This window comes from Streptomyces sp. NPDC058534 (assembly GCF_042717365.1).
GTDB lineage: Bacteria > Actinomycetota > Actinomycetes > Streptomycetales > Streptomycetaceae > Streptomyces.
This window is the reverse complement of the sequence record NZ_JBHXNW010000033.1, coordinates 40171-53435: the sequence shown is the minus strand read 5'-3', so window position 1 is coordinate 53435 and position 13265 is coordinate 40171. Positions and strand designations below refer to the sequence as shown.

12 protein-coding genes are annotated in these 13265 nt (G+C 74.3%); 9 read left to right on the top strand and 3 right to left on the bottom strand.

The window, feature by feature from the left end; all coding sequences use genetic code 11:
- Nucleotides 1-105 precede the first annotated feature (105 nt).
- The gene (locus ACFWR9_RS21250; RefSeq protein WP_383844411.1) at nt 106-360 is read left to right on the top strand and encodes a WhiB family transcriptional regulator; all 255 of its coding nucleotides are present in this window, start codon (nt 106-108) and stop codon (nt 358-360) included.
- Nucleotides 357-710 carry a DUF488 domain-containing protein gene (locus ACFWR9_RS21245; RefSeq protein WP_383844408.1) on the top strand — a complete coding sequence of 118 codons (354 nt, stop codon included), beginning with the start codon at nt 357-359 and terminating at the stop codon, nt 708-710. The genes ACFWR9_RS21250 and ACFWR9_RS21245 overlap by 4 nt, the downstream gene beginning before the upstream one ends.
- Before the next feature lie 40 nt (nt 711-750).
- On the opposite strand, the gene ACFWR9_RS21240 is transcribed toward ACFWR9_RS21245, so the two are convergent.
- Together ACFWR9_RS21240 and ACFWR9_RS21235 are read right to left on the bottom strand one after the other, a co-directional pair.
- Nucleotides 751-2424, bottom strand: coding sequence for an FAD-binding dehydrogenase (locus ACFWR9_RS21240; protein WP_383844493.1), 1674 nt, complete (start codon nt 2422-2424; stop codon nt 751-753).
- A 66-nt stretch (nt 2425-2490) separates the two neighbouring features.
- Entirely contained in the window at nt 2491-3114 is a 624-nt protein-coding gene (locus tag ACFWR9_RS21235) for a TetR/AcrR family transcriptional regulator (RefSeq protein WP_383844404.1), read from the bottom strand.
- A gap of 110 nt (nt 3115-3224) precedes the next feature.
- On the opposite strand from ACFWR9_RS21235, the gene ACFWR9_RS21230 reads away from it, so the two are divergent.
- The 3 genes from ACFWR9_RS21230 to ACFWR9_RS21220 all read left to right on the top strand — a co-directional run bounded on the left by ACFWR9_RS21230 (nt 3225) and on the right by ACFWR9_RS21220 (nt 5919).
- Nucleotides 3225-3854 (top strand): alpha-ketoglutarate-dependent dioxygenase AlkB, encoded by a 630-nt coding sequence (locus ACFWR9_RS21230; protein WP_383844401.1) that lies wholly within the window; start codon nt 3225-3227, stop codon nt 3852-3854.
- A 76-nt stretch (nt 3855-3930) separates the two neighbouring features.
- Entirely contained in the window at nt 3931-4677 is a 747-nt protein-coding gene (locus ACFWR9_RS21225; RefSeq protein WP_383844398.1) for an MBL fold metallo-hydrolase, read from the top strand.
- 9 nt (nt 4678-4686) lie between these two features.
- Complete coding sequence (locus ACFWR9_RS21220) at nt 4687-5919, top strand: DUF4032 domain-containing protein (protein WP_383844395.1); 1233 nt, start codon at nt 4687-4689, stop codon at nt 5917-5919.
- Nucleotides 5920-5947: 28 nt separating this feature from the next.
- On the opposite strand, the gene ACFWR9_RS21215 is transcribed toward ACFWR9_RS21220, so the two are convergent.
- Nucleotides 5948-6817, bottom strand: a complete 870-nt coding sequence (locus ACFWR9_RS21215; RefSeq protein ID WP_383844392.1) for a universal stress protein — start codon at nt 6815-6817, stop codon at nt 5948-5950.
- Nucleotides 6818-7014: 197 nt separating this feature from the next.
- Between ACFWR9_RS21215 and ACFWR9_RS21210 the strand changes: the two genes are divergently transcribed.
- From ACFWR9_RS21210 to ACFWR9_RS21195, 4 genes are all read left to right on the top strand, one after another.
- Nucleotides 7015-9990: an ATP-binding protein gene (locus tag ACFWR9_RS21210; RefSeq protein ID WP_383844389.1), complete on the top strand. Its 2976-nt coding sequence runs from the start codon at nt 7015-7017 to the stop codon at nt 9988-9990.
- A gap of 114 nt (nt 9991-10104) precedes the next feature.
- Entirely contained in the window at nt 10105-11409 is a 1305-nt protein-coding gene (locus ACFWR9_RS21205; RefSeq protein WP_383844386.1) for a CAP domain-containing protein, read from the top strand.
- Nucleotides 11410-11472: 63 nt separating this feature from the next.
- Nucleotides 11473-12150 (top strand): AIM24 family protein, encoded by a 678-nt coding sequence (locus tag ACFWR9_RS21200; protein WP_383844383.1) that lies wholly within the window; start codon nt 11473-11475, stop codon nt 12148-12150.
- Nucleotides 12151-12158: 8 nt separating this feature from the next.
- The gene (locus ACFWR9_RS21195) at nt 12159-13118 is read left to right on the top strand and encodes a threonine/serine dehydratase (protein WP_383844490.1); all 960 of its coding nucleotides are present in this window, start codon (nt 12159-12161) and stop codon (nt 13116-13118) included.
- Nucleotides 13119-13265: the final 147 nt, after the last annotated feature.

Sequence of the window (13265 nt, the reverse complement as noted above, 5' to 3'; positions counted from 1 at the left end):
GGTGTCCGCGGCGTGGAGCCGGTTTCGGCCCGCCGTCGACAGGTCACCCGCATCGGAGTAAGCCATGCACGAGGGCGCGAACGAAACCGATCGCAGGTGACTTTGATGGACAACTGGCGAGAACACGCCGCGTGCCGTACGGAGGATCCCGAGCTGTTCTTCCCCATCGGCACCACCGGCCCGGCCGCTTTGCAGACCGAGCAGGCGAAGGCGGTCTGCCGCGGCTGTCCGGTCCAGGAGCAGTGTCTGCGATGGGCGCTCGACACCGGGCAGTCCATCGGTGTCTGGGGCGGGACCAGCGAGCTGGAACGCCGTGCGCTCAAGCGGCGCGAGGCGGTACGCAGAAGGTCGGGCGCGTGACCGTCCGGGTGCGCCGCGTGTACGACCCGCCCGAGCCCGACGACGGCGTGCGGGTCCTGGTGGACCGGCTGTGGCCGCGGGGCGTGTCGAAGGACGCGGCGCGGGTGGACGAGTGGCCCAAGGTCCTCACCCCGTCGACCGGGCTGCGCCGCTGGTACCACGCGGGCGAGGGCTCCTTCGCGGAGTTCACCGAGCGGTACGAGGCCGAACTGGCCGCGCCCGAGGAGGCGGAACTCCTCGACCACGTGCGGGAACTGGCGGGCGCGGGGGACGTGACGCTGCTGACGGCGTCCAAGTCGCCCGAGGAGAGCCACGCCGCCGTGCTGCTCCGCCTCCTCGACGGGGAGTGAGGCGGAGCAGCGGTGCCGGTGTGGCGTTCGCGGTCGCCGTTCAGGCGGTCCCCCGCGCCGCGTCGCGACCGGCCGCCCGTCCGGAGAACAGGCAGCCCCCCAGGAAGGTGCCCTCCAGCGCGTTGTACCCGTGCACCCCTCCCCCGCCGAAGCCGGCCACCTCGCCGGCCGCGTACAAGCCCTCGACGGGTGTGCCGTCGGCGGTCAGGGCGCGTGAGTCGAGGTCGGTCTGGATGCCGCCGAGGGTCTTGCGGGTGAGGATGTGCAGCTTGACGCCGATCAGCGGGCCGGCCGCGGGATCGAGGACGCGGTGCGGTCCGGCGACCCGGCCGAGCCGGTCCCCGATGTAGCGGCGGGCGTTGCGGATGCCCTGGACCTGGGCGTCCTTGGCGTACGGGTTGGCCATCTGGAGGTCGCGGGCCTCGATCTGGCGCCGGATCAGGGCCGCGTCCAGGAGGGGCTTGTCGGTGAGCCCGTTCATCTTCTCGACCAGTTGCTCCAGGTTCGGCGCGGTCACGAAGTCGGCGCCCTTGCGCAGGAAGGCGTCCACCGGGGCCGGGGCGCCCTTGCCGAGGACGCGTTCGCGCAGGAAGCCGGCCCGGTCCTTGGCGGTGATGTCGGGGTTCTGCTCGGAGCCGGAGAGCGCGAACTCCTTCTCGATGATCTTCTGGGTGAGGATGAACCAGGAGTGGTCGTGCTCGGCGAGGCCGTCCGCCGTGCGCAGGTGCCGGAGGGTGCCGAGGGTGTCGTAGCCGGGCAGACAGGGGTCGGGCAGCCGGCGGCCGAGGGCGTCGAACCACAGGGACGACGGTCCGGGCAGGATGCGGATGCCGTGGCCGGGCCAGATCGGGTCCCAGTTGCGCAGGCCCTCGGTGTAGTGCCACATCCGGTCGCGGTTGACCAGGCGGGCGCCCGCGTCGGCGCTGATGCCGAGCATCCGTCCGTCGACGTAGGCGGGGACGCCGGTGACCATCTCGGCGGGCGGGGTGCCCAGACGGTCGGGCCAGTGGCGGCGGACGATGCCGTGGTCTCCGCCGATGCCTCCGGAGGTGACGATCACGGCCTGGGCGGTGAGTTCGAAGTCACCGGCCGCCTCGCGGCCGGACGTGACGCCGCGCGGCGCGTCGTCGTCGGCGAGGACCGTGCCGCGCACGCCGCGCACCGTGCCGCCCTCGACGACCAGTTCGTCGACGCGGTGGCGGTGGCGGAAGGTGAGCAGCCCGTCGCGCGCCGCCTGCTGGGCGCGGCGCACGAACGGCTCGACCACGCCCGTACCGGTGCCCCAGGCGATGTGGAAGCGGGGCACGGAGTTGCCGTGTCCGCCGGCCCTCAGGTCGCCGCGCTCGGCCCAGCCGACGGTGGGCAGGAAGCTGATGCCGTGCCCGGCGAGCCAGGACCGCTTCTCCCCCGCCGCCCACTCCACGTAGGCCCGGGCCCACCGCACCGCCCAGGAGTCCTCGTCCTCGGCCCGGTCGAAGCCGGCGCTGCCCTGCCAGTCGTTCCAGGCCAGGTCGAAGGAGTCCTTGACGCCGAGGCGGCGCTGCTCCGGGGAGTCGACTAGGAAGAGGCCGCCGAAGGACCAGAAGGCCTGGCCGCCGAGGTTGGCCGCGTTCTCCTGGTCGAGCAGGGCGACCTTGCGGCCCCGGCTGGTCAGCTCATGGGCCGCGACCAGGCCCGCCAGGCCCGCTCCGACCACGATGACGTCGGCATCCATGGCGACCGTCCCTTCCTTCGCTGTCATTGCTCTGTCATTGCTCTGTCATTGCTCTTTCATGCTCTGTCATTGACGAGTGCTGCCGTCGGTGAGCAGCGCGGTGAGCAGCTGTCCCAGCCAGGCCCGGGCGTGCTCGACGTCCCGGTCGAGGAGCAGTTGGGTGGTGACCCCGTCGTACGCGGCGACCACGGCGTGCGCGGCGCTCTCGGCGTCGCCCAGCACGGCGGGCAGGGCGGTGTGCCCGCGGGCCCGGGCGAGCCGGTCGGCGATCGCGCGCCTGAGGCGGGCCCGGTGCTCCAGCAGGGCACCGGCGACCTCCGGGTCGCGGGCGGCGTGCACCAGGAAGTCCGTCTTCACGAGGAGCCAGTCCCGGTCCAGGAGCAGCACCTCGGTGACGCGGTCCACGGCGGCGGGCACGTCCAGGCCGGGTCCGTCCTGGGCGAGGGCGCCGGCCACCTGCTCCGCGATCAGGTCGGCCCGGTCCCGGTAGAGGGCGAAGAACAGCTCGTCGAGGCTGTCGAAGTTGGAGTAGAAGGCACCCCGGCTGTACCCGGCCGCCTCGCAGACCTCCTCGATCGAGACCCGTCCGAACCCCTTGGCGGCGAACACCGCGAACGCCGCGTCCAGGAGGTTCGCGCGGGTGCGCACGCGCCTCCTGGTCACCCGCCCGGTGGGCGCCTTCACCGCCATGCCCGGCTCCTTCGCTCCGTTCGATGCGCGAATGTATCGGATACACCGACGTATCGAAAGAGAGAGAACAGATTTAGAACATCTTTTCGAATAGAGAGTACGCTGGTCCCATGACCACGCACCTCCAGGGCTCGCTCTTCGACCAGACCGACGAGGTCCGGCTCGGCCCGCTCGGCGGACTGCGCCGCACCCACCTCGGGGCGGGGGCCTGGATCGACCTGCTCCCCGGCTGGCTGCACGGCGCCGACGCGCTGTTCGAGCGGCTGGCCGCCGAGGTCCCGTGGCGCGCGGAGCGGCGTGCCATGTACGAGCGGGTCGTCGACGTGCCCCGGCTGCTCGCCTTCTACGGCGCCGGCGACCCGCTGCCTCACCCACTGCTGACCGAGGCCCGCGACGCCCTGTCCGCGCACTACGCCGGCGAGCTGGGCGAGCCGTTCACCACGGCCGGGCTGTGCCACTACCGCGACGGCCGGGACAGCGTCGCCTGGCACGGCGACCGGATCGGACGCGGCGCGCGCCAGGACACGATGGTCGCCATCCTCTCGGTCGGCGCACCCCGGGATCTGCTGCTGCGCCCTGCGGGCGGGGGCGGCGACACCGTGCGCCGCCCGCTCGGCCACGGCGACCTGATCGTGATGGGCGGCTCCTGCCAGCGCACCTGGGAGCACTGCGTCCCGAAGAGCACCCGTGCCGCGGGCCCGCGCATCAGCGTCCAGTTCCGTCCGCACGGCGTGCGCTGAGGGGCGGGCGGCCGTCCGCGTGCCGGGTCTGCTTGGCTGGTGCGAGCGGGGGCGGAAAGGGAACGCGGGAGACCCCATGAGCGCGGACGTACGACAAGTGGCCGACGGCACCTACCTGGTGCACGGCTCCCACACCAACTGGGTGATCCTCACCGACGGCGACGCGGTGACCCTCGTCGACACCGGCTACCCCGGCGACCGGCGGCTGCTGCTCGACTCCCTGGCCGCGGTGGGCAGTTCGCCCGAGGCGGTGGCGGCCGTACTGATCACCCACGCGCACAACGACCACCTGGGCTCCGCCGAGTACCTGCGCGCCGCCCACGGCACCCCGGTCCTGCTGCACGAGGCCGAAGTGCCGCACGCCCGGCGGGACTTCCTCCAGCAGGTCTCGGTCGGCACGGTCCTGCGCAACGCCTGGCGGCCGGGCGTGCTGCCCTGGATGGCGCACGTGCTGCGCTCCGGCGGCACCGAGCAGCACCCGGTGACCGCGCCCGCGCCCTTCCCGCCGGGCGGCGCCCTGGACCTGCCCGGGCGGCCGGTGCCGGTGCACACCCCCGGGCACACGGACGGGCACTGCGCCTACCACCTCCCGGACGCCGGGGTGGTGATCTCCGGGGACGCGCTGGTCAGCGGGCACGCGACCGCCAGGATCGAGGGACCGCAGCTGCTGCCCGACATGTTCCACCACGACCGGGCGCGCACCCTGAGCTCCCTCGACGTCCTCGCCGGACTCGACGGCGACGTCCTGCTCCCCGGGCACGGGCCCGTCCACCGCGGCCTCGTCAAGGAAGCCGCGCTCCTGGCCCGGGAACGGGCCGCCTAGAGTCTTGGCATGGCCTTGCAGATCAGCGCCACCAATCCGGAGCACCCCGCGCTCCTGCTCGAACTGCCGTGGCAGCTGCCGCTGGAGCAGTGGCCCGAGGAGTACCTCGTGCCGCTGCCGCGCGGTATCTCCCGGCACGTCGTCCGCTACGCCCGGGCCGGGGACGAGGTCATCGCCGTCAAGGAGCTGGCCGAACGGCCCGCGCTGCGCGAGTACCAGCTGCTGCGCGACCTGGACCGGCTCGCCATCCCCGCGGTGGACGCGCTGGCCGTGGTGACCGGCCGCACCGGCACCGCCGGCGAGGAGCTGGAGCCGGTGCTCGTCACCCGGCACCTCGGCGGCTCACTGCCGTACCGGTCGATGTTCGAGACCACGCTGCGCCCGGCGACCATGCACCGTCTGATGGACGCCCTCGCCGTGCTGCTGGTGCGGCTGCACCTGGCGGGGTTCGCCTGGGGCGACTGCTCGCTGTCCAACACGCTCTTCCGACGCGACGCGGGCGCCTACGCCGCGTACCTGGTCGACGCCGAGACCGGGGACCTGCACCCGCGGCTCAGCCCCGGACAGCGCGACTACGACCTCGACCTCGCCCGCGTGAACATCAGCGGCGAACTGCTCGACCTGGAGGCCTCCGGGGCGCTGCACCCGTCCGTCGACCCGATCGACTTCGGCACCGAGATCTGTGCCCGCTACCGGACGCTGTGGGAGGAACTGACCCGCACCTCCGTGTACCCGGCGGGAAAGTACCACTACATCGAGCGCCGGATCCGGCGCCTGAACGACCTCGGTTTCGACGTGGCCGAGATGCAGATAGAGCACGCCTCCAACGGCGACACGGTCACCTTCGTGCCCAAGGTCGTCGACGCCGGCCACCACCAGCGCCAGCTGCTGCGGCTGACCGGCCTGGACGCCGAGGAGAACCAGGCCAGGCGGCTGCTGAACGACCTGGAGAGCTGGATGGCCACCCAGGACGACTACGCCCCGGGCGACCCCCTCGGCGCCCGTCCGGAAGTCCTCGCCCACCGCTGGGTGCGCGAGGTCTTCCGGCCCACCGTGCGCGCCGTGCCGCCGGACGTGCGGGGCTCGATGGACCCGGCGGAGATCTACCACGAGCTCCTTGAGCACCGCTGGTACCTCTCCGAGCGGGCCCAGCACGACATCGGCCTGGACACGGTCGTCGAGGACTACCTCGTCAACATCCTGCCCAAGGCCCGGGAGACCCTTCAGCCCACGTCGGACTGACGCCCCGGGCCGCCCCGCCCGTGCGGTCTCACGTGTGCGGGACCACCGCCACCGGGCAGTCCGCGTGGTGCAGCACGCCGTGCGCCACCGACCCGACCCGGGCGCCGACGGCAGTACGGCGGGCGCGGCGGCCGACGACTGTCAACTGGGCGTTCGCGGCCACCGACAGCAGCACCTGGCCGGCGCTGCCCATCTCCACGTGCTCGACCACCGGGACGTCCGGGAAACGCTCGCGCCAGGGACCGAGCGCCTCGCCGAGCGCCTTCCGCTCGTACTGCTCCAGCCCGCCGGCCTCGTCGGCGAGCGCCATCGAGCCGGGGCTGTAGGTGAACACCGTCGGCAGGGTCCAGGCCCGCACGGCGCGCACGGTGGCGCCGCGCGCGGCGGCCGCCTCGAAGGCGTACCCGATCACGTCGGCACTGTCCTCGGGCTCGCCCTGCTGGCCGACGACGACCTCGCGGCCGGCGGCCTCGCCCGCGGCCTCGTCACCGGCGCGCACGAGGACGACGGGCCGGGTCGCCTCGGCGATCACCTGCCGGCCGACGGACCCGAGCAGGAATCCGACGACCGCCCCGTGGCCGCGCGAACCGAGCACCAGTGTCCCGGAGTCGGCCGCGGCGGCGAGCAGTACGGCGACGGGGTCGTCGGCCTCGCGGACCTCCGTGGACACGGTCAGCTCCGGGTGCCGCTCGGCGATGCTCCGGACCGGCTCGGCGACCGCCTCCCGCACCCACCGCTCCTGCGCGTCCCGGTCCCCCGTGCCGGCCGAGTCCCGCGCCTGCCAGGTGTGCACGACGTGCAGCTCCGCCTCCCGGCGGACCGCCTCCCTCGCGGCCCAGGCCAGTGCGGCCAGGCTCTCCTCCGAACCGTCCACGCCTGCCGTGATCGGGCGCGTCATACGGGTCCCTCCCTGTGTCGCGGTGACGTCCATGGGGACCAGTCTTCCCTACGATGTCCGCATGCCATTGGAGTGGGAGCAGGACTGGGCCGCCACATTGCGGCGCTGACCGCCCCCGGACCGGTCCGGCGATCCCCGACCGGTGCGGGCAATCCCGGCCCCACGGACAGGAGGCGCTGTCGGACCCTCGTGTCAGGATGGGCGGCGTGCCGCAGACCTCACTCACCAGCCCACTCGTCGGCCGCGAGGACGAACTCGCGCGTCTCACCGGCGTCCTGGAGCGCGCCCGCGCCGGGGAGGCCCGGGCGGTGCTCGTCGCCGGGGACGCCGGGGTCGGCAAGACCCGGATCCTGGACGAGGTCGCCGCACGGGCCGCCGCGGCCGGGACCACCGTGCTCACGGGGCACTGCGTGGACCTGGGCGACGTCGGTCTGCCCTATCTGCCGTTCACCGAGATCCTCGGGGCTCTGGCGGCCGACGAGCGGTTCGCCGCCGTGCTGGCCGCCCACCCGGTGGCCGACCGGCTGCTCGGCGGCGGCCCGGACGACGGGGACGCCGCCACCCGGTCGCGGCTGCGGCTCTTCGAGGGCGTGGCCGCGCTCCTCACCGACCTGGCGGACGTCGCGCCGCTGCTGCTGGTCCTGGAGGACCTGCACTGGGCCGACCAGTCCTCCCGGGATCTCATGAGGTTCCTGCTGAGCCGGGGCGTGCTGCAGCGGCCGGCCGGCGGGGCCCCGGGCCACCGGCCGGCGGTGCTCGCCTCTTACCGGGCGGACGACCTGCACCGCCGCCACCCGCTGCGCCCGCTGCTGGCCGAGCTGGTGCGGCTGCCCGCCGTGGAGCGGCTGGAGCTGCGTCCCCTGCCGGACGCCGACGTCGCCCGGCTGGTCCGCGCGTTGCGGGACCGGCCGCTGCCGGACACCACCGTGCACCGGATCGTCGAACGCGCCGAGGGCAACGCCTTCTACGCCGAGGAGCTGGTGGCGGCCACGGACGCGCCCGCGGGGGGCGTGCCCAGCGGCCTGGCCGACGTGCTGCTCATCCGCTTCGAGCAGCTGTCCGAGACCGCGCAGCAGGTCCTGCGGACCGCCGCCGTCGCCGGGCGGCGCGTGGGGCACGATCTGCTGCGGGACGCCGTGGGGCTGCCCGAGGAGGAGCTGGAGTCGGCGCTGCGCGAGGCCGTGGAGCGGCAGTTGCTCGTCTCCGGCGACGGGGACACGTACTCGTTCCGGCACGCCCTGGCCCGGGAGGCGGTCTACGCCGATCTGCTCCCCGGGGAACGGGCCCGGCTGCACGGCGGGTTCGCGCGGCTGCTCGCCGGGCCGGACCGCCGCTCGGACAGCGCGGCCGAACGCGCCCACCACTACCGTGAGAGCCACGACCTGCCCGAGGCGCTGGCCGCGTCCCTGGAGGCCGCCGACCACGCCCAGCGCGTCGGCGCGCCCGCCGAGGAGCTGCGGCACGTCGAGGCGGCCCTCGACCTGTGGTCGGCGGTCGACGCCGCCGCGCGGCCCACGGGACCCGACGCGGTGACGCTGACGCTGCGCGCCTCGGCGGCCGCGGCGCACGCCGGAGAGGTGCACCGGGCGGTCTCCCTCACCCGTTCCGCGCTGGCCGGCCTCGGCCAGGACGCCGACCTGGAACTGGCCGCCCGCGTGCGCTACACGCTCGCCGGGAACCTGCTCAGCGTCGACAACCAGTCGGCGGCGTACGCCCACAGCAGCGAGGCGCTCGGCCTGATCCCCGCCGAGCCCCCGTCGGCGACCTGGCTGTGGGCCGCGGCCACCCACGTGATGGCGGCCCGCCAGGTCGGGGAGAACGGGACGGCGCTGCACGTGGCGCGCCGGGCCCTCGGAGTGGCGGAGGAGCTGGGCATCACCGACGCCCGCGCCGACCTCCTGATCTCCCTGACCAGCCTGGAGGGCGGCAACCGGAGCACCCCGGAGGGCCGCGAGCGGCTCCTTGAGGCGCGGGAGCTGGCACGGCGGGCGGGCAACGCGCCGGTGGAGCTGCGCGCCCTGTACAACCTGGCCATCGGCAGCTTCGAGTCCGGTGACCTGGAGGAGTGCCTGACCCGGGCGTCGGAGGGACTGGACCGGGCCCGCCGCTCCGGGCTGCTGTCCTCGCCGTATCCGCGGGAGATGCGGTATCTGCGGCTGCTGGTGCAGTACACGCTGGGGCACTGGGACGAGTGCGTACGCGGGTACGAGGAGCACAGCGGGGCGCTGCCCGCCTGGGGCGGTCACATCCTCGGTCCCGGGCTGTACGTGGCCCTGGCGCGCGGCGATGCGGGGGCCGCCGACCGCGCCCGGGCGCTGCTGAAGGGGCCGTTCGACTGGATGGCCCGGCTCGTCGGGGGCATCGTGCTGACCGACGCCGCCGCCCTGCGCGGTGACGCGACGGACGCCGTGACCTCGATGCGGTCCACCGTCGAGTCGCTCAGCGACGACGCGGGCACACCGCCCCTGGCGACCGTCAGGCTCGCCGCCCTCGCCCTGTCCGCGGTCGCCGACACCGTGGTGGAGCTGCGCAGGACCGGCGACGAGCCCGGCGCCGCCGACTGGGCGGACACCGCGGCCGAACTGGTGGCGCAGGCGCGGTCGTCCGCGGGGTACGGGGAGGACGGTACGCCCCAGGGCCCCGAGGGGCAGGCGTGGCTGGCGCGGGCCGAGGCGGAGTGGATCCGGACCACCGGGACCGGCCCGGACCCGGCGTCCTGGGAGAAGACGGTGGCCGCCTTCACCTTCGGCGACACCTACGAACTCGCCCGGTGCCGGCTGCGCCTCGCGGAGGCCCTGCTGGCGGCCGGCCGCCGCGAGGAGGCGGCCACCGAGGCCGAAGCCGTACGCCGGGAGGCCGACCGGCTCGGCGCCACGGTGCTGCGCGAGCGGCTGGACGACCTGACCCGCCGCGGCCGCCTCACGGACCCGGCGCCCGGCGGCGGGCCGGGGGCCGCGGTGCTCACCGCCCGGGAGCGGGACGTCCTGCGGCTGCTCGCCCTGGGCCACAGCAACCGCCGGATCGGCGAGGAGCTGTTCATCAGCGCCAAGACGGCGAGCGTCCACGTCTCCAACATCCTCGGCAAGCTGCACGCGGCCGGCCGCACCGAGGCCGTCGCCGTCGCCTACCGGCAGGGCCTGATCGTCCCGGAGCCGGCGTCGTCGGACCGATGAGGCGGGCGCGGCGCCGGGAACCCCCGCCGCCCGGCGGACGTTGACCCGGCACCGACACCCGTGCGCGTACCCCTACCCGCACCCGGAGCGCGAACCACGACACAGGGCGGCACGATGAGCGAGTTGGTCCCCGGGGGCAACGTCCCTCTGCCCGGCGGCCCCGTGCAGGTACGGGTGCCCGGCCCCTTCGACGTGTCGGCGCTCGTCACGGACGACGGCGGAAAGGTCGGCGGGGACGGGGACTTCGTCTTCTACAACCAGCCGGAGGCGCCCGGCGCCCGGCTCCTCGGCGGGACGCTCACCGTCGATCCCGCCCGGCTGCGGCCCGGTGCGAGCCGGGTGACGGTGGTGGTCAGCCCGTCGGACCCCGGGGCCGCCCTGAGCGCGCTCCCCTCCCCCGCCCTCCACGTCACCGACACCGCAGGCCGGACCCTGGCCCGGTTCACCCCCGCGCGCCCCGGGCAGGAGACCGTGCTGCTGCTCGCGGAGCTGTACCGGCGCGGCGAACGCTGGAAGCTGCGCGCCCTGGGCCAGGGGTACGCAGACGGACTCGCCGGACTCGCCCGGGACTTCGGGGTGGACGTGATCGACGACGCCCCCGTTCCGCACGGGACCCCGGCCCCGCCCACCGCGTTCACCTCCGACGCGGACGGCTTCCTCGGCCTGGTCAACTCCGCCCGGACGGCGGCCGGTTCCCCGCCGCTGACCGCGGACGCCCGGCTGGTCTCCGCGGCCGGGGCGCACGCCGCCGCGATGGCCGCCGCGGGCACCCTGAGCGTCGAGACACGGGACGGTCTCTCCGTGCATCAGCGTGTCGTCTCGGCCGGGTTCGCCTACCTCGCCGTCGGCGAGCACCTGGTCTCCGGCCCGCGCACCCCCGCCGAGTTCGTCTCGTACTGCCTGGGCACCGAACGCACCCGGCGCACGCTGCACGACACCGCCTTCACGCACGCCGGCTGGGGTCACGCCACCGGCGGCCCCTCGGGCGACACGTACTGGACGGCGCTGTGGGCCGTGCCGCTCACCCCGGACGGGCTGGACCGCACCACGGCGGAGGTCGTCGGCCTCACCAACCGGGAGCGGGCCGGGGCGGGGCTGCGTCCGCTGGCCGTCGACGCCGCGCTGACCCGGGCCGCGCAGGCGCACAGCGCGGACATGGTGGCCCGGGACTTCTACGCCCACACGGACCCCGACGGCGGGAAGCCCTGGGACCGGGCCGCCGCCGCGGGAGCCGCCCGGCGCACGGTCGGCGAGAACATAGCCTGCGGGCAGCGCTCCGCGGCCGGCGTGGTCGAGGGCTGGATGAACAGCCCCGGACACCGCGCCAACATCCTCAAGGCCGACTTCACCCACATCGGCGTCGGCCTGGCCGGCGGCGGACGGGCGGGCACCTACTGGACCCAGCTCTTCGGCGGCTGAACACCTGGAACGGACTCGGCACCGATCTTGGCGGAACGGCACTCTCCGGGTCAGGATGCCGGTATGAAGGGTGACCTCTTTTCCAGTGAGCACATGGTGCAGCCCGCCTCCGCGCCGGGCATGACCGTCGAGAACTCCAAGTGCATCCGCTACTCGGTGAACGGCGAGATGCTCGCCCGGCAGGGCGCGATGATCGCCTACCGCGGCGGACTCCAGTTCGAACGCAAGGGCCAGGGCGTGGGCGGCATGCTCAAGCGCGCGGTCACCGGCGAGGGGCTGCCGCTGATGGCGGTGCGCGGACAGGGCGAGGCCTGGTTCGCGCACGAGGCGCAGAACTGCTTCATCGTGGAGGTCGAGCCCGGCGACGAGTTCACGGTGAACGGCCGCAACGTCCTGTGTTTCGACGCCTCGTTGTCGTACCGCATCTCCACCGTGAAGGGCTCGGGCATCGCCGGCGGCGGGCTGTTCAACAGTGTCTTCACGGGACACGGCAGGCTGGGGCTGGTGTGCGAGGGCAGTCCGCTGGTCATCCCGGTCTCCCCGCAGTACCCGGTCTACGTCGACACGGACGCGATCGTCGGCTGGTCGGCGGGGCTCCAGACCTCCCTGCACCGTTCGCAGTCCATGGGTTCGATGCTGCGCGGCGGCTCCGGGGAGGCCGTCCAACTGCTCCTCCAGGGCGAGGGCTTCGTCGTCGTCCGGCCGAGCGAGGCAACGCCGCAGAAGGCGCAGCAGCACTGATGACCGCCTTGATCGGGATCACGGAGATCGAAGCCGCGGCCGAGCGGATCGCCGGACATGTCGTACGCACCCCGACCGTGCCCAGCCCCGGGCTGTCCGCACTGGTCGGGGTTCCGGTCACCGCGAAACTGGAGCTGCTCCAGCGCACCGGCTCGTTCAAGGCGCGTGGCGCGACGGCGAAGCTGCTGTCGCTGACCGAGGCCGAGCGGGCCGCCGGGGTCGTCGCGGTCAGCGGCGGCAACCACGGCATCGCCGTGGCGGTGATGGCCGCGGCCCTGGACGTGAAGGCGACGGTGGTCATGCCGCGCACGGCACCGGCCCGTTCCGTCGAGACCGCCGAGGAGGCGGGCGCGCTGGTGCGGCTCACCGACGGCATGGACAGCGCCTTCGCGCTCGTGACGCGGCTGCGGGAGGAGGGGCTGACCCTGGTCCACCCCTTCGACGACCCGGTGGTGATCGCGGGCCAGGGCACCGTCGGGCTGGAGTTCGAGGAGGACGCCGGGGACCTCACCGACGTGCTGGTGAGCATCGGGGGCGGCGGTCTGATCGCGGGCGTGGCCGCGGCGCGGCGGGCGCGGCGGCCGGAGCTGCGGGTGTGGGGCGTGGAGACCGAGGGCGCCGAGGCGATGTCCCGGGCGCTGGCGGCGGGCGGGCCGCTGCCCGTGGCCCTGTCGTCGATCGTCACCACACTCAGCGCCCCGGCCGTCTCGCAGGTGACGTACGAGCATGTGTCGGCGCTGGTCACCGAAGTGCTGGTGGTGTCGGACCGGGAGGCCGTGGAGGGGTCGCTGGCGCTCGCCGAGCACGCGAAGGTGTGGACCGAGCCGGCGGCCGGGTGTCTGCTGCCGGCGGCCCGGCGTGTGGTGGAGCGGGTGGGTGACGGCGCCCGGCTCGGTCTTGTGGTGTGCGGCGGCAATGCCACGGTCGCCGACATGACGTCCTGGGCGGACGGGTTCGGGTTGCGCTGACACCGTTTTCCGGCACCGGATCCGCATTTACCGCCGGTTACCCCAGGTGGGCATCGGAATTCCGGTGCCGTGCGGTCCGGTGCCGGAATTCGGGACGGACGGACGTGCGCGACCACGCAGTTCAGGGCTGGTGCGCACCGGGCCGGT